We start from the raw sequence: 20,821 nt of genomic DNA, 5'->3' as shown, positions 1-20,821 counted from the left end.
GCCATGACCGACATCAAGTCCGCCGCGCTCGTCATCAACGCGAAGTCGCGAAAGGGGCAGAAGCTGTTCAAACGCGCGTGCAAGCGGATGGACGAACTGCCCTTTCCGGTCGACGCACACGCGGTGGAAAATCCCGCGCATCTTGATCGCACGGTCCGCGCGGCGCTCGCCAAAAAGCCCGATTTGCTGATCCTGGGCGGCGGCGACGGGACGATCAGCGGGCTGGTCGACCTGATGGTGGGCCATGACGTCATCCTGGGCGTCCTGCCGCTTGGCACCGCGAACAGCTTTGCGCGCACGCTCGGCATTCCGATCGATATCGACGGCGCGATCGCGGTGCTGCGCGATGGCAAGCCGATGCGGATCGACCTGGGCATGATCGACGGCGATTATTTCGCCAATTGCGCCGCGATGGGGATCAGCCCGCAGATCGCCGAGACAGTGCCGCATGGCCTGAAAAAAGTTCTGGGCCGTATCGGTTATCTCGGCTGGGCCGCGGTGCAGTTCGCGAAGTTCAAGCCGTTTACGCTGATCGTCGGCGAAGGCGACGGCGCGGAGCGGCTGCGCGTGGTGGAGGTGCGTATCTCCAACGGTCCCTATCACGGCGGCACGCAGATGGTGGATGAGGCCGCGGTCGACTCGGGCGAGATCGTGGTGCAGGCGGTGCGCGGGCATGTGAAGCGGAGGCTGGTGAAGAACTGGGCGGCCAGCTTCTTCGGGCACGACGCGCGGCATGAGGACACCGTCAGCTTCCGCGGCAAGAACCTGCGCGTCGACACGATCCCGCGGCTGCCGATCTCGATCGACGGCGAGGTGCTGGCGCATACCCCCGTTCAGGCGAAGATCGCCGCCGGCATCATCCGCGTGATGGCCCCGATTCCCGGACCGGTTCAACCGGCTCCTACCCAGCCGGCTTGAGCGACCCGGCGGGTTCGATGTCGGCGTGGCTGCGTTCCTCGCAATGCCCCTCCGGCACCAGCAACGCCCCCCGCCGCCAGCCGCCGTGAAGGTAATACGCCGCGGCCAGCGCCACGGTCGCGACCGATCCGATCGGGAAACTCCACCACAAGGCATCAGCGCCCAGCCACGGATGCAACGCATAGGCCGCGCCCAGCCGTACCGGGAACATCGCGATGGCCAGGATCGCGAGCGGCCCCCACACCGCGCCGTTCGCGCGCACCGTGCCGAACAGCACCATTGTACCACCGAACAGGATGAAACCCCACGTCGCGATATAGCTGATATGTTGCGCGATCGGCAGCGCGGGGCTGGCATCGCCCACGAACAACCCGAGAATCTCGCGATCGAACAACAGGACCAGCACGACCATCGCGCCGGTGATCGCACCATTGTAGATCAGCCCCGACCGCGTCACCTGCCCGACGCGGTCCCACCGCCCCGCGCCGATATTCTGCGCCGCCATCGCGCTGACCGCTGCGCCGATCGCCATCGCGGGCATCTGCACATAGGCCCATAATTGCTGCGTGATCCCGTAAGCCGCCACGGTCTGTATGCCGTTGCGGTTGACCAGCCCCACCATCGCCAGCGCCGATCCCGACAGCACGAGCATCTGCGCGCCGATCGGCAACCCCTTGGCGACGATCGTGCGCACCAGCGTGGCTTCGGGCAGGATGTAGCGGATTTCCGCGCCCTTCAGCCGCAGCGGCAGGTCGCGCCAGGCGATGTAGCCGATCAACCCGGCGACCGCGACCGCATTGGCGATCAGCGTCGCCACCGCCGACCCCGCAATGCCGAGCCGCGGCGCGGGGCCGAGTCCAAGGATGAAGACCGGGTTCAGCGCACTGTCGAGCACCACGCTCAGCCCCATGAACCAGAGTGGCGTCATCGAATCGCCGGTGCCGCGCAGCCCCATGAACATCAGGACGAGCAGCATCGATCCCGGCAGGCCGAGGAAGATGACGCGAAGGTAATCGAGCGCTAGCTGGAACGCCCCCGGCGGCGTCGCGAGCAGGCGCAGGATGTCGGGCGCGAAGACCCAGCCTAGCACCGCGACGACGACCGACGCCGTCAGCACCAGCCCGATCGCGGACCCGAACGCGCGCTTCGCCGCCTCGTGATCGCGCCTGCCCCATGCCTGCCCGACGATGATCGTCGCCGCCATCCCGAACCCGAACACCGCACCGAACATCAAGAACATGATGATGTTCGCGTTCGACGTCGCCGCGAGCGCGCCCTCGCCGAGAAACCGCCCGACCCAGATCGCGTTGATCGACCCGTTCAGCGATTGCAGGATGTTGGAACCCAGCGTCGGCAGCGCGAACGCGATCAGCGTCGCGCCGATCGGGCCGGTGGTCAGGTCACGCTGGCCGGGGCGGGCTTGGGGCGTTTCGGGTACGGAATCCATCGTTACCCAATCCTCGCGTTTCCGCACGTTCCGGCTCCCGTCACCCTGTCCATGCATTTCGGCAAAGGCAACCTCCCCGGCGAAGGCCGGGGTCCAGTTACGAGCCGCTTGCAACTGGACCCCGGCGTTCGCCGGGGAGGTGCTTGAGACTAGCCCAGCCGCGCCAATGCCGCCGTCAACCGCTCGGCCTCGGCCGATTTCTCGGCATGATCGGCCTTCGCTTTCTCCACCGCCTCGGGCTTCGCGCGTTCGACGAAGCTCGGATTGCCGAGCCGCCCGGCAAGCCCATCCCGCTCCTTCTCCGCCGCCGCAATCGCCTTGGTCAACCGCGCGCGTTCGGCGTCGAGGTCGATGACGCCTTCGAGGGGGAGGACGAAGGTCGCCTCGTCGACCACCACCTGCGCCGCGCCGCCGCTCGCATTGCCTTCGACACGATCGACGCGGGCGAGCCGAGCCAGCGCCGTCGCCTGTCTCGCCAACCGCGCATCGGTCGCCTCGTTCGCACCACGAACGTGCAGCGGGAGGCGTGCGCCCGGCGAGACGTTGAGTTCGGTCCGCGCGGTGCGCACCTCGCTCACCAGGCGGATCAGCCAGTCGATCTCCTGCCCCGCCGCCGGATCGATCGCCCGCGCGTCGGCCATCGGCCACTGCGCGACGATCAGGTCGTGTTCGCGGGAGCTGAGCGCGTGCCACAATTCCTCGGTGATGAACGGCATGAACGGATGCAGCACGACCAGAATCTGGTCGAGCACCCAGCCTGCGACCGCCTTCGTTTCCTCGTCGATCGAGCCCTTTATCAATTCCAGATACCAGTCGCAGAACTGGCTCCAGACGAACTGGTAGATCGCGTTTGCGGCGGCGTCGAAGCGGTAGTCGGCGAGCGCGAGGTCGACCGCCTGGATCGTCTTCACGCATTCGCCGACGATCCATTTGTTGACCGCCAATGTCGCCACAGGCGGCTCCAGCGTCGCCGATCCGCCGATGCCGTTGGCTTGGCAGAAGCGGCTGGCGTTCCACAGCTTCGTCGCGAAGTTGCGATACCCCTCGACGCGCTTCTCATCCATCTTGATGTCGCGGCCCTGGCTCTCCATCGCCGCCATGAAGAAGCGCAGCGCGTCGGCGCCATATTTGTCGATCAGGCCAAGTGGATCGACCGTATTGCCCTTCGATTTCGACATCTTCTGTCCGTCGGCGGCGCGGACGAGTCCGTGGAGATACAAGGTCTTGAACGGCACACTTTCGGTGAGCGGCCTCCGGCCTTGGTCGCCCATGAAGTGAATACCCTGCATCATCATCCGCGCGTTCCAGAAGAACAGGATGTCGAAGCCGGAAATCAGTACGTCGTTGGGGTAACGGCCGGCGAGTTTTTTAAGCCCCTCCCCCTCAGGGGAGGGGTTGGGGTGGGGTCTATCGGCGGGCACGTCGCTCTCGGTGAGACTGAGAGACCCCACCCCCGTCCCCTCCCCTGAAGGGGAGGGGCGTGCCTGTGGCTCAGGCCAGCCCAACGTCGCGAAGGGCCAGAGCGCGGAGGAAAACCAGGTGTCGAGGACGTCTGAGTCGCGATGCAGGACAACCGACTTCAACGCGTCCCGGCCGAAGGTCGACTCATGACTCATCGGCACCGCGGGATTCCAAGGAGCATCGTTCGAGGTCAGGATCGCCCAATGGTCGCCGTAGTACGCGCGAGCGATCGAAACTGCCTCTTCTTCAGTTTCGGCAACGAAAGCCCGTAAACCGGAAATCTCAGTCGGGTCTTCGACTAGCGTGTCATCGCTAACTTTAATTGGCCCAAACCACGCTGGTATCCGGTGCCCCCACCACAATTGCCGCGACACGCACCACGGCTGGATGTTCTCCATCCAGTTGAAGAACGTCTTTTCCCACGTCTTCGGCACGATCCTGATCGCGCCCGACCGTACCGCCTCGATCGCGGGCTTGGCGAGCGTTGCGGCGTCGACGTACCATTGGTCGGTCAGCCACGGTTCGATCACCTGCCCCGAACGGTCGCCGTAAGGCGTCTGGATCGTGCGATCCTCGACGCGTTCCAGATTGCCCGACGCCTCGAGCAATTCGACCACCCGCTTGCGCGCCTCGAACCGGTCCAGCCCGAGCAATTCATCGGGGATACCGCCGCACTGGACCACCGCCGCCTTCGCATCGAGCATGTTCAGCATATCGGACGCCTTGAAGCCCGCGCGCTTGCCAACCTCGAAGTCGTTGAAATCGTGCCCCGGCGTGATCTTCACTGCGCCCGATCCCAGCTCAGGGTCAGCGTGTTCGTCCGTGACGATCGGGATCAGCCGACCCGTGATCGGCAGGCGGACGTTCTTGCCCACCAGCGCCGCGTAACGTTCGTCCGACGGGTTTACCGCGACCGCCATGTCGGCCAGCATCGTCTCGGGCCGCGTCGTCGCGACCGAAATCGCACCGCTGCCGTCCTCCAACGGATAGGATAAATGCCAGAACTTGCCCTGCACCTCCCGCGTCTCGACCTCCAGGTCGCTGATCGCGGTGCCAAGGCCGGGATCCCAGTTCACCAGCCGCTTGTCGCGGTACAGCAGGCCTTCGTTATAGAGGTCGACGAACACTTTCAGGACGGCCTTTGAAAAACCCTCGTCCATCGTGAAGCGTTCGTTCGCCCAGTCCATCGAGCAACCAAGCCGACGCAACTGCCGCGTTATCTCGCCGCCGCTTTCCGCCTTCCAGTCCCACACCTTCGCGACGAATTCCTCGCGCGTGAAATCGGTGCGCTTCTGCTGGTGCAGCGCCATATTGCGCTCGACAACCATCTGCGTCGCGATTCCGGCGTGGTCGGTGCCGACGACCCACAAAGCATCCTTGCCCTTCAGGCGTGCGTGGCGCGTCAGGATATCCTGCAACGTATTGTCGAGCGCGTGGCCGATGTGGAGGCTGCCGGTGACGTTGGGCGGCGGATTGACGATCGTCCACGGCTCCGCACCCGGACGATCGGGGTGGAACAGGCCTTCCTCCTCCCAATGCGCGTACCAGCGCGCTTCGATGGTGGCGGGGTCGAAGGTCTTGGGGAGTTCGGTCATGCGCTGCGCTTTAGCCACGAAGCGCGCGGCTGCGCCACCCCGTTACTGCGGAGGAGTGCCAGTCCACTTCCCCATCCAGCCCAGCACCTCGCGATACCATTGGCGCGAATTCTTCGGCTTCAGCACCCAATGGTTCTCGGCCGGGTTCACGACGAGCCGCGAAGGAATGCCGCGGCGCTGGAGCGCGGTGAAGGTCGCCAGGCCCTGCGTGTACGGAATGCGGAAATCCTTTTCGCCGGTGATGACCAGCATCGGGGTCTTCCACTTGTCGACGTAATTGACCGGGTTCCATTTTTCATACGCCGCGGGGTCTTCGTAATAGGCCTTTCCGCCGTGTTCCCATTCGTCGAACCACAGTTCCTCGGTCTCATACGCCATCGCGCGCGCATCGAAGACCCCGTCATGCTGGACGATGCACTTGAACCGGTCGGGCCATTTGCCCGCGATCCAGTTCATCATGTAGCCGCCGTAGGACGCGCCGAGCGCACAGGCGTTGTCGGCGTCGAGCCAGGCGAATTTCGCGGTCGCCGCAGCCAAGCCCTTCTGCAGATCCTCGAGCGGCCAGCCGCCCCAGTTATTCCGGATCGCATCGGTGAAGCCCTGTCCGTAGCCGGTCGATCCATGGAAATCGACCGCGACCAAGCCGTAGCCCGCGCCAGCGAACACCGCGGGGTTCCAGCGATACGACCAGCTGTTGTTGCTCGATCCCTGCGGTCCGCCATGGACCATGTACGCGATCGGCACCTTGGCCGACGTGCCGACCGGCTTCACCGCATAGCCCCATACAGTGTCGTTGTTCGCGCCCTTGAAGCTGAAACGCGTCACCTGCGGCATGTCGATCCCGGCGAGCTTCGCCGCGTTGACGCTGGTCAGGCGCTGCGGTGCGCCGCCTGCGACGCGGTAGAAATCATCGGGCGCAGTCAGGCTGTTCAGCGCGACGATCACGCCGCGCGGCGTCACCGCGACCGCGCCGACATGCCCCTCCTGCGTCAGCCGCGTCACGCCGCCGTTCGCGGCGTCGACGCGGAACAATGGCGTTTCCTGCGTGTCGTCGGCGGTGACGTACAGGCTGCGCGAATCGGGCGCCCACGCGATCGAGCCGACCGACCGATCCCAGCGTTCGGTCAGCGACACCACTTGCCCGGTCGTCAGATCGCGCACGGTCAGCACCTGCCGGTCGGCCTCGTAACCCGGCCGCCGCATCGCGAAATAGGCGAGCTTGCGGCCGTCGGGCGAGACAGTCGGCAGATTGTCCGTCGCGTCGTTCGCGTCGGTCAGATTGGTCGGCGCGGCGGAGCCGTCGGCCGGAACCGAAAAGATGTCGAGATTGGTCGACAGCGGCTCGATCCGCCCCGCTTCGCGCAGTGCGAAATACAGCGTCTTGCCGTCCGGGCTCCAGCTGACCTCTTCACCGCCGCCGAACGGCTTGGACGGCGTATCGCCGACCAGCGATCCGACCACCGCCTTGCCGTTCCCCGGCGCGCCCGCGCTGGTCAGCGGAAGGACGAAGAGTTGCGACCGCGTACCGTCCGCCCACGTGTCCCAATGCCGCACGAACATCTGGTCATATGTCCGCGCCGCGCCCGCATCGGCAGCCTTCTTCACCATCGCGGGTTCAAGGCTCGGCGCGCCGGGCAGGCGGTCGGCCCAGACGACGACGCGGTCGCCGGTCGGCGCGACCTTGAACCCGCCGAAGCCGCCCGCGAAATTCGTCAATTTACGCGGGGCGCCGCCGGTGACCGGCACGGACCAGATCGCACCGTCCCCACCACCCTTGTCCGAAGAGAAATAGACGGTCGAACCTACGATCTGCGGATCGTTTTCGTTGACGTCCGCCTCGGCCAGCAGCTTCACCGGCGGCGCGCCCGGCTTCGTCAGGTCGAGCCGCCACAGATCGTACCGCCCCTTGTCCCCCGCCAGGTCGGTCTCGCGTTGCGCCCACACCAGCCAGCGACCGTCAGCCGACGCGGCCGGCGCGCCGATGCGGCTGAGCATCGTCACATCGTCGATCGTGATGGGGCGGGCGGAAACCGGCGTTGCGGCAGCGGTGGCGAGCAGACTCGCCGTCAGGAGCATTCTCATGGATGCGATAAAGCAGATCGTTACGTCTGCTACAATCTCGCCCGTGCGATCAGCGCGTCTCGTGGGTGATGCGCGTGATTTCCTTCGCGACCAGCGTTTCGACCATCGCGGGCAGGTTCGCGTCGAGCCAGTCGCGCAGCATCGGGCGGAGCATCTCGCGCACCAGCCCCTCCAGCGTATCGTCCGCGCCGGGTTCGGGCTTCACCACCAGCCGCGACAGCGCGTCCAGCGCACCGCGCGTCGCCTGCGCAGTGGTGTCGGAAAGGATCGTCGGCCTTGCCGCCACCGCAGGTCGCGTCGGCACCGGATCGGCAGTCGCCGGCTCGATCGGATCGCTCAGTTCCAGCACCTCATCCTGTTCGGCGCTGGGCGGGGTCGGCATCGCGCGGATCGGGCCGCGCCGCGTGCGCGGGGCGGCGCCCTCACCTTCCTCGGCGATGATGCGTTTGATCGACGAAAGGATATCCTCCATCGACGGTTCGGCGCTCGTGTCCGCCATAGGACGCTCGAATCCCATATTCAGCGAACGCGCCGACGGTCAGCGGTTCGGAGAATTCTCACCTGTGGTAAGCGGCGCATTCCTGTCAACCGCGCTGTTCAGCATCGGATCGAGCGGACGCGTGACAACCGAGGTCTGCGCCGGGACGCTCACCGTGCTGGGCGCGATCGGTTGTGGCGCGTCGCCGGTGCCGTAATCCATGATCCGGTTCTTCACCGCATCGTAGTTGACCGCCGGATCGTACAGCGGACCACCGTCCAGCCCCAGATCGCGCGCCTCCGCCTCGCCCATCGCCGCCAGCAGCGCGAAGCCCGCGACATAGGCGTCGCGGCGCGCGGTGACGAGCGTCACCTGACTGTTCAGCAGTTCCTGTTCGGCGTTCAGGATATCCAGGATCGTGCGGTTGCCGACGCTGTTCTCGGCGCGAACGCCTTCTAGCGACAGCCGGTTCGCGGACACTGCGGTTTCGGACGATTTGATCACCTCCAGCGACGACCGCCAGATCGCAAAGGCCGACCGCGTCGAGGACACGACCTGCCGTTCGGCCAGCGTCGTATTCTCGATCGCCTGCGCGCGCAGCGCCTGCGCCTGACGGATCTGCGCCGCGGGCCGCCCGCCCTGAAAGATCGGCAGCGTCAGGTTCAGGCCAACGCTGGTCGACGTGCCCGATTGCGGCACGCCCGAACCGCCGGTGCTTTGCCCCGCGCCCAGCGACCCGAAGAAATTCTGATAATTCTGTCCCACGCCCACGCCGACCGTCGGCAGCCGAGACGCGCGCGCTACGCGCACGTCGAAGGCAGTCGCATCGCGCGCGCGCTGCGCCGCCAGCAACTGCGGGTTGTTTCGGATCGCGACGTCGACCGCGGTATCGGGCGATGCGGGCAGGTTCGGCAGCACGGGCGGCGCTTCCAGCACGCCGGGTGCTGCGCCGACCAGCCGGATGTAATTCTCCCGGCTGGCGATCAAATTCGCCTGCGCGGTCTGCAACTGTGCGCGGGCGAGCGACAGCCGCGCCTCGGACTGCGCGACGTCGGTTCGCGTCAGGTCGCCGACCTGGAACCGGTCGCGGCTGGCGGTCAGGTTAGTGTCGAGCACCCGCACGTTCTGTGTGTTCAGCCCGACGATCGCCTCGTCGCGGATCACGTCGTTGTACGCGCCGACGACTTCGGTGAACAACGATGCCTCGGTGCCGCGCAGCCCGGCCTGACCGGCCTCGACCCGCGTTTCCGCCGCGCGGACCGCGTTCTTCACCGCGCCGCCCTGGAAGATCGGTACGTTGAGAGCCAGCTGCGCCTGCCCGTTTCGCTGCGGTGTGGTGAACGAATTGCCGCCGCGGATCAGGTTTTCGTTGAGCGATCCGTTCGCGTTGATCGACGGGCGGCCATTGGCCTTTGCGATCGGCACGTTCTCGTCGGTCGCCCGCTGCTGCGCGCGGCTGCCGGTGATCGTCGGATTGTCGTTATAGGCGCGCGCCAGCGCATCGCGCAGCGTATCGGCGGCGACTGGGGTCGCCGCCCCGGACATGACGAGCGCAAGCAGGGAAACCGAACGGATCACCGGATACCTCTAAAAGCTAAAAGTGCGCGGCGCGGCGAAGCCCGGCAGCACGACGCAATCGACGTCGGCGAAATCGATCAGCGCCGCGCCGAATTCGCTCCGCACGCCCGACGTCAGCCGCGTGACGCCGCGATCGACGATCCCGGTGACGATTCGACCGCGCGGCTTCAGCTGTTCGACCAAAGCATCGGGAAGCCGCTCCACCGCGCCGTCGACGACTAGCACGTCATACGGACCGGATGCTGCATGGCCCGCGGCGAGGTCACCCTCGACGACCGTGACGTTCACGCGATCGGCCAGCGATTCGCGTGCGATCGCGGCAAGTGCGGCGTCGCTCTCGACCGCCACGACATCGGCCGCCAGCATCGACACGACCGCCGCGGTGTATCCGGTCGCCGCACCGATCAGCAGCACGCGATCGGTCTTCGCCAGCCGCGCCTCGGTCAGCAACTTGCCCGTCGCCATTGGCGAATTCGCGGAACGTCCGCCACCCAGCGGCATCGCGGTATCGCGGTACGCAAGGCCGGCGTCCTGCGCGGCGAAGAATCGTTCGCGCGGCACGGTGGCCATCGCGGTGATGACGCGCGGATCGGCGACCGCCGTCGTGCGCAACTGGCTGGCGACCATCGCGCTGCGCATCGCGGCGAAATCGGTCGGATCGGAAGTGCTTGCCATCATGTCTTGCCCTGTCGCACAGCTGTTTTAGTTATGCAATACACGCCGTCGTGCTAGCGGCTTCTATCGCGCGGACCGGCACGCGCCAACCATCCAAACTTGGCGGGGATCGCTTGACACCGCGCCGACCCCGACGCATCTGCCCGCCCTCACCGCATCGGGGCCCGATGGCGGAGTGGTGACGTAGAGGACTGCAAATCCTCGCACCCGGGTTCGATTCCCGGTCGGGCCTCCATCATATGACCCGCTCGATTGCGCCGATCAGCGGCGCATCGGCGGGCGGCATGGGCAATGTGCGCAGCACGGCCGGCGCGGCCCAGCGCAATGCGGTCGCCTCGATTGCGCGCGGTTCGCCCCGCCACGCCCGGATCATGTACAACAGCAGCAGCAGATTCCGCCCGTCGGCCGGATGCGTGGCGAAAGCGATTGGTCGCAAGGCCGCAGGGTCCACAGCGATATCCAGCTCTTCGGCCAGTTCGCGCACCAGCGCCGCTTCGGGCGTTTCGCCCGGTTCCACCTTACCGCCGGGAAATTCCCATAGGCCGGCCAACGCCTTGCCCACTGGCCGCTGTTGCATCAGCACCGCCCCGTCACGATCGATCAACGCCGCCGCGGTCACCACAAGAATCGACGATCCGGCAGTCATCTCGACCTTTCGTTAAGCGTATGCCGGTATCCGTAGCGGATGGATCGCCCGACACGAGCCCCGAAATCGCCGCGTCGCCTGCTGTCGCGTCTGTCGGGCGATGTCCGCGGCGCCACCGCGATCGAATATGGCCTGATCGTCGCCGTCATCGTCATCGCGATGATCGCCAGCTTCACCGAAGTCGCCAAGACGACGATCGACGTGTGGAACAACATTAACACCAAGGTTACCAAAGCCCGCTGAAATTATCGCGGTCGTTTAATCTTTCCTCAACCGCACGCACGCTAATCACATCATCGCTGGCCATCGAAACAATCGATTTCCAGCCGGGTGACTGAAGCTTTAGACAACCACTGGAGATCGAACATGCAGAAGATCCGCGCTTTCCTGAAGAATTCCAAGGGCGCCACCGCAATCGAGTACGGCCTGATCGCCGCGCTGATCGCCGTCGCCGCAATTGCCGCGATGCAGGGCCTGGGCAACCAGCTGAAGACCACGTTCGGCAACGTGACGACCAACATGAAGGCTTCGTAAGCTTTCACGTTTCGGACGACTGAAACGGCGGCGGAACTTCGGTTCCGCCGCCGTTTTCTTGTGCAGATTAAATAGTGCGGCCCATCGCAAGAAACTTCTCGCGCCGGCCCCGCCGCAATTGCTCCGCCGATTGATCGGCCAGCCCCGCCAGCGACGATTCGAGCGCATCGCCCAGCGCAGCGATCGCCGCCGCCGGATCGCGGTGCGCGCCGCCCAGCGGTTCCGGCACGATCTGGTCGATCACGCCCAGCGCCTTCAGATCCTGGGCGGTGACCTTCATCGCTTCCGCCGCTTCCGCCGCCTTGTCCGCGGTGCGCCACAGGATCGATGCGCAGCCCTCGGGCGAGATCACCGAATAGACCGCGTGTTCGAACATCAGCACGCGGTTGCCCGCCGCCAGCGCCACCGCGCCGCCCGAACCGCCCTCTCCCACGACCGCCGACACCATCGGCACGCCGAGCGCCAGGCACGCCTCGGTCGAGCGCGCGATCGCCTCGGCCTGGCCACGCTCTTCGGCCTGGATGCCGGGGAATGCGCCCGACGTGTCGACCAGCGTCAACACCGGAAGCCCGAATCGATCGGCCAGCGCAGTCAGGCGGATCGCCTTGCGATACCCCTCGGGCTTGCCCATCCCGAAATTGTGCCGGAGCCGCGTGGCGGTGTCGTCGCCCTTCTCATGCCCCATCACCAGCACACGCCGCCCGCGAAACATCGCAAACCCGCCGAGGATCGCCTGATCGTCGGCGAACGCGCGATCACCCGCCAGCGGCACGAATTCGTCGAACAGCCCGGCGACATAATCCTTGAAATGCGGCCGTTCGGGATGCCGTGCGACCTGCGTCTTTTGCCACGGCGTCAGCTTCGCGAACGTGTCGCGCAGCAATTTGTCGGACTTCGCCTGCAGCCGCGCGACGTCGGCGGCGATGTCGACCCCGCCTTCGGCGCCTGTCTCACGCAGTTCGTCGATTCGCCCCTGCAGTTCGGCGATCGGTTTCTCGAAATCTAGAAAAGTCGGCATCGCGCGCAGCTAGGCGCGCCGCAAAGGAGCGTCAACGAGTGGATGACGTTCGTTCACCAGCGCGACCAGCCGACTGCTGTCGACGTGGGTGTAGATTTCGGTCGTCGCGATGTCGGCGTGGCCCAGCATCGATTGCAGCGCGCGCAAATCAGCCCCGCCCTCCAGCAGGTGCGTGGCGAAGGCGTGGCGCAGGACATGGGGGCTGACGCGGTCGGGCGGCACGCCGGCGTCGGCAGCCAGCGCCTTCACCAGTTGATACAGCCGAACCCGCGACAGATGCGTGCGGCCGGAGGGGAACAGGAACAGGCGATCGGCGGCGACGTGACCGCGCCACTCGGCCACCGCCGCGCGTGCACGGTCGGAGATCGGCACCAGCCGTTCGCGGTCGCCCTTCCCACGCAGGATCAGGAACGGCCGGTCGGGCTGCACCGCCGCGCGCGGGAGGGACACGAGTTCGGTCGCGCGCAGTCCCGATCCGTAGAGCAGTTCGAACAGCGCGGACAGGCGCAGGTCCGACGACAGCGAGTGCTTTGCGGACAGCCGTTCAGCGATCGTCGTGAACAGGCGGTCGACGTCGGCGTGCGACAGTGTCTTCGGCAACGCGCGTTGCGCACCGGGCCGCGGGAGCGCCGCACCGGGATCGTCGGCGCGCAGCCCCTCATCGGCGAGAAACGCATAGAACCGCCGCAGCGCCGCCGCCTTTCGCGCCACGGTTGATCGCGACAGCGCGCGCCACCCGTCTCCCAGCCGCGCCAACCTTGCCGCATCGGCGTCCACCAAGCCGCCGTCCAGCGCCTGCGACGCCAGTGACAGGTCGCTACGATAGGCGGACAGCGTGTTGCGCGCCGCCCCGGCCTGCGCAGCCATCATCTCCAGGAAGCGATCGATCAGGGCCGCGTCCTGGCCCATGTCAGGCGCGCGCGATCGCCTCGACCGCGATCATCCGCGCCTCTCCGCTCAGACCCACCGCACGCAGCGCCGCGATGATCCGATAGAGCGCGGCGGGCGGAACGCCGCCCCAGCTACGCGTCTGCATCCCGATCGCGGACAGCAGGATCACCGTCGCGGGCTGACGATCGCGCACCGCCCGGTCCAGCGCGCGGGTCCAGGCGTTTTCCGCGCCGATCCGCACGTCGAGCGATTCGGCGGCCGACTGAATGTCGTCGGGCGCCAGCCGCCCCAGTCCTGCGACACCCGCGAAGAACAACTGCCGCTTCCGCGTAGCATCGCCGCTTCCGGAAAAGCCGCTGACCGCGCCGGACGCCAGCCTATCCTGTGCATCGGGGTCGGCCAGCGTCAGCATCGCCCAGGCGTCCCCACCCTCGGGCACGAACTCGCGCCAGCGTTGCGCCGTGCGATCCAGCCCCGCGGACAATATCGACGCGACCAGCCCGTCGGCCTGCTTCACATCGCTGGCGGGACGCAGCCGCGCGGCGGCGCGCGCGGTCAGCACCATCCGGGCATAACGCGCGCCCGGTGTCGTCGCCGCATTCCACAATTGCTCGATCGCCGAGATGCGCGCGGCCGTATCGCCGCCGACATAAGCGACGCGCAGATCGGCGGCGGTCGCACCGAGCGCCGCAGGGGTATCGTCCGCCGCATCCAGCGCGCCGTACAGGTCGACCAACGCGAGGTTGGACAGGATGCCCATCGCCGCCGCGCGCTCAGCCGGGGCGGCGCGATCAGCGAGCGGGATCGCGGGGGCCAGCGCGCGCCAGCCGGTCACCTGCGCACCGACCGTCTCGTACAGCGAATCGGGGATCTTCACCCCGGTCGCGGTGGCGAGGCCGAAGCGCCAGGCGGTGAGTTGCACCACCGGATCCCATTCGATCGTGATCGCCTGACGGCTGTTCGCGCCTGCACCCGCGACCTTTTCGGCGAGTTGCAGGTCGATTCCGCTGGCGACGCGCTTGCGCCGGATCTGCTGGATATACGGCCGCGCGCCGCCGGGCTCGGCCGACAGCGCCGCACACATCGCCTGCGCGACGACCCAGCCCGGCTCCGGCGCACCGGTGAGCGCGGCTGACGTCAGCGGACACAGCCCCGCCGGATCGGCGGTGGCGAGCGCCGCCTGCATCGTCACCTGCCGCAGCTTCGGCGTCACATTGGTGGTGTCGACCGCCTGCACCACGCTGCGCGCGGCGACCGACTCGCCCATCCGCAACAACAACCACGCGCGCTCGGCGGCGAAATCCGCGCCGTTCACGTTCGCCGGCGTATCGACCCGCGACATCAAGGCGCGGCGCAGCGCGATCGACAGCCAGCGCGACGGCAGCGGCGCGGACAGCCGCCGCATCAGCGTTTCGAGATACTGGCCGTCCGCTGTGCCGAACGCATTCGCGGGCAATCCGCCCTCGGTCGTCCCCGCCGCGCCGACGACATCGAGTGAGCGCCGCGCGAACGCGGGCATCTCATATTCGGCGAGCTTGGCGGGATCGATCGGCGTCGGCGATGCGGTCGGCGACGGCGTTGGGCTAGGGGAGACATCAGGCAGCGGCAACGGCTGCACCATCGTTCCCGGCGGCACCGCGGGTCCAGACGGCGCAGGCGCGGGTGCGACGGGCTCGTCGAAGCCCGGCGGCAAAAGCGATTCGGGGGTCTGCTGGTTCTGCTGACTCTGCTGCGCGACCGCGGCGGCGGTAAGCAGTAGCGTAGCGGCCGACGCCGCGAGCAGCCTAGCTCGCGAGATTGCCAAGCTCGACCGCCTTTTCGACCTGCGTCGTCGGTTGTTCGGTCGCCCGTCCGGCAAGGAAGAACAGCCCCCCCACGACGACGACCAGCAACACTACCAGCGAAACGAGCAACCGGGACATATCTTGAACCCTAGACGCGAAAAGAAACCGGGCGTCAGGCGGCTTGTGCCCCCGACCCGCAAGCGCTGTATAGCCGCGACGATCATGATGCAAAGCCCCGCGCCTCCGACTTCCGCCGAAACCGGCCGCTGGGACGGTCGGGCGATCGTGCTCGTCGGGCTGATGGGGGTGGGGAAATCGACCGTCGGGCGGCGGCTGGCGAATCGCCTGGCGCTGCCGTTCGTCGACGCCGATCACGAGATCGAAGCCGCGGCGGGCATGACGATCAGCGAGATATTCGCTGAGTATGGCGAGGCATATTTCCGCGACGGCGAACGTCGCGTCATCGCGCGGCTGATCGACGGCACGCCCAAGATCATCGCCACCGGCGGCGGCGCGTTCGTCAACGACGACACGCGCGCGTTGATCCTGGAGCAGGCGCTGGCGGTCTGGCTCGATGCCGACCCGGATGTGCTGGTCGAGCGCGTGAAGCGCCGCAACACGCGGCCGTTGCTGCGGAACCGCGATCCGGGGACGGTGCTGCGCGAACTGGCGGCGGCGCGTAATCCGCTCTACGCGCTCGCGCCGATACGGGTGGCGAGCAACAACGCCCCGCACGACGCCACCGTGCGGGCGATCCTGGAGGCGATCGGCCGGTGAATATCGTCGAAGTGAAACTGGGATCGCGCAGTTACGACGTGGTGATCGACGCCGGACTGCTGGCGTGTGCTGGCGATCGGCTCGCACCGCTCTCACGCGGACGGCGGATGACGATCGTCGCGGACGAGAATGTCGCGCCGCATCTGGCGACGCTCCGCGCATCGATGGACGCCGTGGGGGTGGCGAGCGACGCAATCGTGCTGCCCGCGGGGGAAAAATCGAAAAGCTGGGCGACGCTGGAGGCGCTGTGCGACCGGCTGCTCGATCTCGGCATAGAGCGCGGCGATCACGTCATCGCGCTGGGCGGCGGGGTGATCGGCGATCTGGTCGGCTTCGCATGCAGCATCCTGAAGCGCGGCTGCGGCTTCGTGCAGATCCCGACAACCCTTTTGGCGCAGGTCGACTCGTCGGTCGGCGGCAAGACCGGGATCAACGCGCGCGCGGGCAAGAACCTCATCGGCGCTTTCCATCAGCCTGCGCTCGTGCTGATCGACCCCGACGTGCTAGACACCCTCCCGCCGCGTCAGGTGCGGGCGGGCTATGCCGAGGTCGTGAAATACGGCCTGATCGACGACCCCGATTTCTTCGCCTGGTGCGAGGCGAACGGCGCGAAACTGCTCGCGGGCGATCCCGCCGCGCGCGAATACGCCATCACGCATTCGGTCGCCGCCAAAGCGCGCATCGTCGGCGAGGACGAATATGAAACAAAGGGCCGCCGCGCGTTGCTCAACCTCGGCCACACCTTCGGCCACGCGCTGGAGGCCGAAGCGGGCTTCTCCGACCGCCTGCTCCACGGCGAGGCGGTCGCCGCAGGCTGCGCACTGGCGTTCGGCTTCTCCGCTGCGCACGGCCTGTGCAGCGCCGAGGACGCCGTCCGCGTCGGCGCGCACTGGCAGGAAAGCGGCCTTCCCGATGGCCTGTCGAGCGCCGGCATCACCGCCGACGGCGCGGCGCTGGTCGAGCACATGCGCCACGACAAGAAAGCCAGCGGCGGCCGCATCCCCTTCCTGCTCACGCACGGGATCGGTCAGACCTACCTCGACAAGAACGTCGACCTGTCCGACGTGGAGGCGTTCCTCGATGCCCAACGGCGTCCGTAAGGAAAACCTCCCCACCAAGACCTGCCCCACCTGCGATCGCCCATTCACTTGGCGCAAGAAATGGGCGCGGGATTGGGAGAGCGTGGTCTATTGCTCGGATGCGTGCCGGAAGAAGCGTTGAGGTGGGCGGGTAGAACTATCTGCTACTGGCGGTAGCGGGTCTTCCGCTAACCGCGGGTGTCTCTTTATAGCGGACTGTCAAACTCGGTAGGGGGCAACATGAAATTAGCGTATGCAGCCGCCCTTGGCTTCACACTAACCATCGCCTCCGTTCCCGCACTCGCCAGCGATTTGGAGGGACCAGCGCGCTTCTGCGGCTACTCTCCCATCATCGATTTACTAGCAGGGGAAAGGGTCACGACGTTGGAGGGAGGAATTCATGGCGGCAGCTTCCGCTGGGAAGGTGACTTCGGTATTCTGGACGTTCATGGCGTTGGCTGGGCCAGCCGTCCCAAAGGCCGGATTGTTAAAGCTTTTTCGGCTTCAAGGCCCGCCCGTTTTGCCGAGAGAAAAATTGACGAGCGCTATCAGGTGGCAATCTGGAATGGCGTACACGCGGCGGCGTATTTTACGTCGCCAGCGCCTCTCACACCGCAACAGCTGACTGCGATAGATCGAGTGAGCTTGTTCGAGGAAGGCCAATCCCCGTCCAACTGCAAGCTGCGAACGACCGTCACATGGGAATGACGCTTCAACTTGTGCGAACTTCGACTAAATCCGCCTTCGTATCCAGCCGCATCGGGGCGAAAAGAAGCGGCCTCTACGTCACCCCCGCATTCCAACCCAAGCCAGCCACAACCACCCCCCGATCAGCAACACCCCGCCGATCGGCGTAACCGCACCGAGCCACCGCGGCAGCCCCAGCGCCATCAGGTACAGCGACCCCGCAAACACCAGCCCGCCGGCGACAAACAACCACCCCGGCCCTCGCGCCTCCATCTTCAGCGCGGCCAGCGCCACGACCGCGTGAATCAGCTGATACTGCCCACCCGTTTTCAACCACTCCACCGCCGGCCCGCTCGCGCCATGCGCCCCGAACGCCCCCGCCGCGACGGCGAGCGCGCCCGACAATGCGGCCAGGATCATCAGCAGATTCATCGATCGTTCCCCCACGGCATCTCGCGCGCCACCTGTTCGCGCACCGCGCGGATGTCGCCCGATTCGATCTGGATGCGCAGCCGTTCCTTGTCCTTCGCGCGGTACATGTCCTCCGCGCGATCGATGTCGGCGCGGTCGATGCCCAGCCCCTCCATCGCGAGGCGCGCCATCTTCACCGCCGATTCGAGCACTTCGCGGACGACGAACTCGACCGGTCCCTGCTTCAGCTTCACCAGCGACCGCCGGTCATAGGCGCGGACGTAGATCGCGGCGTTCGGAAAAGCCTCGTGCACACCCTCCAGTATCTCGGGCGTGATCTGGTCGCCGTCGATGCAGAACAGGATCAGTTCCGCCTCCGCCGCACCCGCCTGCCGCAGCAGGTCCAGCCGGGTGCCGTCGCCGTAATAGACCTTCGCGCCGAATTCGCCCGCGATGTCGATCATCTCGATATCGGTGTCGATCAGCGTGACGGGAATATCCTGCGCCAGCAGCATCTGCCCGACGGTCTGGCCGAACCGCCCATAACCGACGATCAGCGCATTCGCGCCGTCCGCGGTCGGGCCATCGCGCTCCTGATTCTTGGCCAGCGGCTCCTCGCGGAATTTCCGCGTCGCCATCATCAGGAACGGCGTCGTCGCCATGGAGAGCGTGATGATCGCGCCGAACAGCGACGCCGCATCGGGCGCGATCAGATAGGCATTCTGCGCCTGCGCGAACAGGACGAAGCCGAATTCGCCGCCCTGGCTGAGCAGCAATCCCAGCGCCAGCGCGCCGCGCCACGTCATCTTGAACGCCAGGCCAATCAGGAAGATCACCAGCGTCTTGGTCGCGATCAGCGCCGCCGCCATCGCCATCACGAACAGCGGCCGTTCGGCGATCGCGGTCAGGTTCAACATCATGCCGACCGCGAGGAAGAACAGCCCGAGCAGGATCGATCGGAACGGCTCGACATCGGCCTCCAACTCGTGCCGGTACGGGCTGTCAGCCAGCATCACGCCTGCGATGAATGCGCCCAGCGCAGTGGACAGGCCCAGCGCCTCCATCACGGCCGCGCTCGCCAGCACCGTGAACAGCGCCGCGAACACGAACATCTCGCGTTCGCCCATGTTGCCGATCAGCCGGAACAGCGGTCGCAGGATGAAACGCCCCGCGGCGATCAGTCCGGCGATGGCGAGGAAGGTATAGACGACCAACAGCCACCCCGGCGGCCCCGCGGCATCGGCCGGATTGCGGCTCATCGCGGCGATGATCGTGATCAGCGGGATGATCGACAGATCTTGGAACAGCAGGATCGAAAACGCGCGTTCGCCGAACGGCGTCCGCAGCCGCCCCGCCGATTGCAGCATCGGCAGCACCTGCGCGGTCGACGACAGCGCGAGCGGCAGCCCGAGCGCGAAGGCGGCGGGGATCGAGAAGCCCGCGAACAGCGCGACGATCGCCGTGATCGCGATACCGCAGAACACGACCTGCAACCCGCCGAGCGCGAAAATGTCCTCCTTCAGCCGCCACAATCGCGACGGATTCAGCTCCAGCCCGACGATGAACAGCAGCAGCGTGATGCCGAGTTCGGCGATGCCGAGCTTCGATTCGGCGTCCCCGACGAGTCCCAGCACTTGCGGTCCGACGACCGCGCCCGCGACAAGGAATCCCAGCGTGGCGCCGAGGCCGAGACGGCGGAACAGCAAGACGAAACCCAGCCCCGCGCCGAGCAGGATGAACCCGTCGCGGAGAAGCGAAGTCCCGGCGTGCTCCATCTACTTCGTTCCCCGTGCGATCTCGGCCGCCTCCGCCGCCGCCTCGAACGCGAGGCGGATCGACGGGTGACGCGCGGTATAGTCGAGCGCGGGGGTGAAGATGTCGAGTCCGGGCCAATCGGGCGCGTCCCCCTCGCGCGCCAGCCACGCGGTCAGCGCATCGCGCGCCGCCGCCAACTCCTCAGGCGTGCGGCCGATCAGGTTCGCGGCGAGCAGCGACGACGACGCCTGCCCCAGCGCGCACGCACGCACCAGCATCCCGGCCTCACTCACGCGTCCCTCGCCGTCCACGTTGACGTCCACCGTCACGCGGCTGCCGCAGATCGGCGAGCGTTTCTCGACCGACGCCATCGGCGACGCGAGCCGTTCGTCGATCGGGTTTTCCGTCGCCAACCGCAAAATCTCCGCATTGTAGAGCGGCGCGTTCACTTCGCAGCCCCTGCCGGACGCGGCGCGAACACCGGCTGCCCGCGGCGGCGGCGATCGACGAAATCGGCGATTCCTGCGCTGGTCGCGTTCAGCAACGGATAGGTCCGCGCCTCCTTCAGCCACAACGGCCGCCGCGTCGGCCCGCCGCCGATCGTGTCGAGCACCAGTACGATCAGCAGGAATGCGAGGCTGGCGAGGATCAAGCCCTTCAACGCCCCGAACCCGAACCCGAGCGCGCGATCGACGGGCCCCAGCACCGAGCTTCGCACTCGCCCGCCGATCGCATTGGCGACCAGCCGCCCGAGGAAATAGGTGCCCCCGGCCAGCAACGCGAACGCCAGCACCGCCGCGCCGGATGACGTGCCGACCGTCACGGTCAGCATCTTCGCCAGCGGCAGATGCGCGATCTTCACCGCGAACACGATCGCCACCCAGGCGAACAGCGCCAGCACTTCGGTCACGAAGCCGCGCTTCAGCCCCAGCAAAGCGCTGCCGCCGACCGCGATCAGGACGGCGATGTCGGTGCCGTTGAGATTCATCGAAAAATACCGGCCCA

The 20,821-nt window shown here is 66.8% G+C and carries 22 protein-coding genes and 1 tRNA gene; 8 read left to right on the top strand and 15 right to left on the bottom strand.

Annotated elements, in window-relative coordinates:
• Nucleotides 1-3 precede the first annotated feature (3 nt).
• Complete coding sequence (locus tag M0208_RS00705; RefSeq protein ID WP_258889834.1) at nt 4-918, top strand: diacylglycerol kinase family protein; 915 nt, start codon at nt 4-6, stop codon at nt 916-918.
• Here the strand turns inward: M0208_RS00705 and M0208_RS00700 are convergent.
• The 6 genes from M0208_RS00700 to M0208_RS00675 all read right to left on the bottom strand — a co-directional run bounded on the left by M0208_RS00700 (nt 902) and on the right by M0208_RS00675 (nt 10,237).
• Complete coding sequence (locus tag M0208_RS00700) at nt 902-2,365, bottom strand: MATE family efflux transporter (protein WP_258889833.1); 1,464 nt, start codon at nt 2,363-2,365, stop codon at nt 902-904. The genes M0208_RS00705 and M0208_RS00700 overlap by 17 nt on opposite strands.
• 149 nt (nt 2,366-2,514) lie before the next feature.
• Nucleotides 2,515-5,421 (bottom strand): valine--tRNA ligase, encoded by a 2,907-nt coding sequence (locus M0208_RS00695; RefSeq protein ID WP_258889832.1) that lies wholly within the window; start codon nt 5,419-5,421, stop codon nt 2,515-2,517.
• Nucleotides 5,422-5,463: 42 nt separating this feature from the next.
• Nucleotides 5,464-7,503 carry a S9 family peptidase gene (locus tag M0208_RS00690; RefSeq protein ID WP_258889831.1) on the bottom strand — a complete coding sequence of 680 codons (2,040 nt, stop codon included), beginning with the start codon at nt 7,501-7,503 and terminating at the stop codon, nt 5,464-5,466.
• A 49-nt stretch (nt 7,504-7,552) separates the two neighbouring features.
• Nucleotides 7,553-8,002: a DUF2497 domain-containing protein gene (locus M0208_RS00685; RefSeq protein WP_258889830.1), complete on the bottom strand. Its 450-nt coding sequence runs from the start codon at nt 8,000-8,002 to the stop codon at nt 7,553-7,555.
• A 39-nt stretch (nt 8,003-8,041) separates the two neighbouring features.
• The gene (locus M0208_RS00680) at nt 8,042-9,526 is read right to left on the bottom strand and encodes a TolC family outer membrane protein (protein ID WP_258893130.1); all 1,485 of its coding nucleotides are present in this window, start codon (nt 9,524-9,526) and stop codon (nt 8,042-8,044) included.
• 42 nt (nt 9,527-9,568) lie between these two features.
• A complete protein-coding gene (locus tag M0208_RS00675; protein WP_258889829.1) occupies nt 9,569-10,237 on the bottom strand; it encodes a protein-L-isoaspartate O-methyltransferase in 669 nt (222 codons plus the stop codon).
• 158 nt (nt 10,238-10,395) lie between these two features.
• Here M0208_RS00675 and M0208_RS00670 point away from each other — a divergent pair.
• Nucleotides 10,396-10,469: transfer RNA gene (locus M0208_RS00670), tRNA-Cys, on the top strand.
• Here M0208_RS00670 and M0208_RS00665 read toward each other — a convergent pair.
• Nucleotides 10,470-10,880 (bottom strand): (deoxy)nucleoside triphosphate pyrophosphohydrolase, encoded by a 411-nt coding sequence (locus M0208_RS00665; protein WP_258889828.1) that lies wholly within the window; start codon nt 10,878-10,880, stop codon nt 10,470-10,472.
• A 39-nt stretch (nt 10,881-10,919) separates the two neighbouring features.
• On the opposite strand from M0208_RS00665, the gene M0208_RS00660 reads away from it, so the two are divergent.
• Together M0208_RS00660 and M0208_RS00655 are read left to right on the top strand one after the other, a co-directional pair.
• Nucleotides 10,920-11,123, top strand: a complete 204-nt coding sequence (locus tag M0208_RS00660) for a Flp family type IVb pilin (RefSeq protein ID WP_258889827.1) — start codon at nt 10,920-10,922, stop codon at nt 11,121-11,123.
• Nucleotides 11,124-11,246: 123 nt separating this feature from the next.
• Nucleotides 11,247-11,414 carry a Flp family type IVb pilin gene (locus tag M0208_RS00655; RefSeq protein WP_258889826.1) on the top strand — a complete coding sequence of 56 codons (168 nt, stop codon included), beginning with the start codon at nt 11,247-11,249 and terminating at the stop codon, nt 11,412-11,414.
• A 67-nt stretch (nt 11,415-11,481) separates the two neighbouring features.
• Here M0208_RS00655 and M0208_RS00650 read toward each other — a convergent pair whose 3' ends face one another.
• The 4 genes from M0208_RS00650 to M0208_RS00635 are packed head-to-tail and all read right to left on the bottom strand — an operon-like array spanning nt 11,482 to nt 15,245.
• A complete protein-coding gene (locus M0208_RS00650; RefSeq protein ID WP_258889825.1) occupies nt 11,482-12,432 on the bottom strand; it encodes an acetyl-CoA carboxylase carboxyltransferase subunit alpha in 951 nt (316 codons plus the stop codon).
• A gap of 9 nt (nt 12,433-12,441) precedes the next feature.
• Nucleotides 12,442-13,341 carry a tyrosine-type recombinase/integrase gene (locus M0208_RS00645; RefSeq protein ID WP_258889824.1) on the bottom strand — a complete coding sequence of 300 codons (900 nt, stop codon included), beginning with the start codon at nt 13,339-13,341 and terminating at the stop codon, nt 12,442-12,444.
• A 1-nt stretch (nt 13,342) separates the two neighbouring features.
• Nucleotides 13,343-15,127: a hypothetical protein gene (locus M0208_RS00640; protein ID WP_258889823.1), complete on the bottom strand. Its 1,785-nt coding sequence runs from the start codon at nt 15,125-15,127 to the stop codon at nt 13,343-13,345.
• Complete coding sequence (locus M0208_RS00635; protein WP_258889822.1) at nt 15,108-15,245, bottom strand: hypothetical protein; 138 nt, start codon at nt 15,243-15,245, stop codon at nt 15,108-15,110. The genes M0208_RS00640 and M0208_RS00635 overlap by 20 nt, the downstream gene beginning before the upstream one ends.
• 84 nt (nt 15,246-15,329) lie before the next feature.
• Here M0208_RS00635 and M0208_RS00630 point away from each other — a divergent pair, with 84 nt between their 5' ends.
• From M0208_RS00630 to M0208_RS00615, 4 genes are all read left to right on the top strand, one after another.
• On the top strand, nt 15,330-15,884 hold the full coding sequence (locus M0208_RS00630) for a shikimate kinase (RefSeq protein ID WP_258889821.1): 555 nt from the start codon (nt 15,330-15,332) through the stop codon (nt 15,882-15,884).
• A complete protein-coding gene (gene aroB, locus M0208_RS00625) occupies nt 15,881-16,984 on the top strand; it encodes a 3-dehydroquinate synthase (RefSeq protein WP_258889820.1) in 1,104 nt (367 codons plus the stop codon). Before M0208_RS00630 ends, aroB begins: the two co-directional genes overlap by 4 nt.
• On the top strand, nt 16,965-17,105 hold the full coding sequence (locus M0208_RS00620) for a DUF2256 domain-containing protein (RefSeq protein ID WP_258889819.1): 141 nt from the start codon (nt 16,965-16,967) through the stop codon (nt 17,103-17,105). Before aroB ends, M0208_RS00620 begins: the two co-directional genes overlap by 20 nt.
• A 98-nt stretch (nt 17,106-17,203) precedes the next feature.
• Nucleotides 17,204-17,671 (top strand): hypothetical protein, encoded by a 468-nt coding sequence (locus M0208_RS00615; RefSeq protein ID WP_258889818.1) that lies wholly within the window; start codon nt 17,204-17,206, stop codon nt 17,669-17,671.
• A gap of 78 nt (nt 17,672-17,749) precedes the next feature.
• Here M0208_RS00615 and M0208_RS00610 read toward each other — a convergent pair whose 3' ends face one another.
• From M0208_RS00610 to M0208_RS00595, 4 genes are read right to left on the bottom strand one after another with little or no spacing between them, the layout of a single operon-like run.
• Entirely contained in the window at nt 17,750-18,082 is a 333-nt protein-coding gene (locus tag M0208_RS00610) for a DUF423 domain-containing protein (RefSeq protein ID WP_258889817.1), read from the bottom strand.
• The gene (locus tag M0208_RS00605) at nt 18,079-19,836 is read right to left on the bottom strand and encodes a cation:proton antiporter (RefSeq protein ID WP_258889816.1); all 1,758 of its coding nucleotides are present in this window, start codon (nt 19,834-19,836) and stop codon (nt 18,079-18,081) included. The genes M0208_RS00610 and M0208_RS00605 overlap by 4 nt, the downstream gene beginning before the upstream one ends.
• Complete coding sequence (locus M0208_RS00600; protein WP_258889815.1) at nt 19,837-20,265, bottom strand: iron-sulfur cluster assembly scaffold protein; 429 nt, start codon at nt 20,263-20,265, stop codon at nt 19,837-19,839. It lies immediately after the preceding gene.
• Entirely contained in the window at nt 20,262-20,804 is a 543-nt protein-coding gene (locus M0208_RS00595; RefSeq protein ID WP_258889814.1) for a CvpA family protein, read from the bottom strand. The genes M0208_RS00600 and M0208_RS00595 overlap by 4 nt, the downstream gene beginning before the upstream one ends.
• Between the last annotated feature and the right edge of the window lie 17 nt (nt 20,805-20,821).

Origin of the sequence: Sphingomonas sp. SUN019 (genome assembly GCF_024758705.1) — a bacterium.
Classification (GTDB): Bacteria; Pseudomonadota; Alphaproteobacteria; order Sphingomonadales; family Sphingomonadaceae; genus Sphingomonas.
Note: the sequence above shows the minus strand (reverse complement) of the source record. Positions and strands in the feature narration are given on the sequence as shown.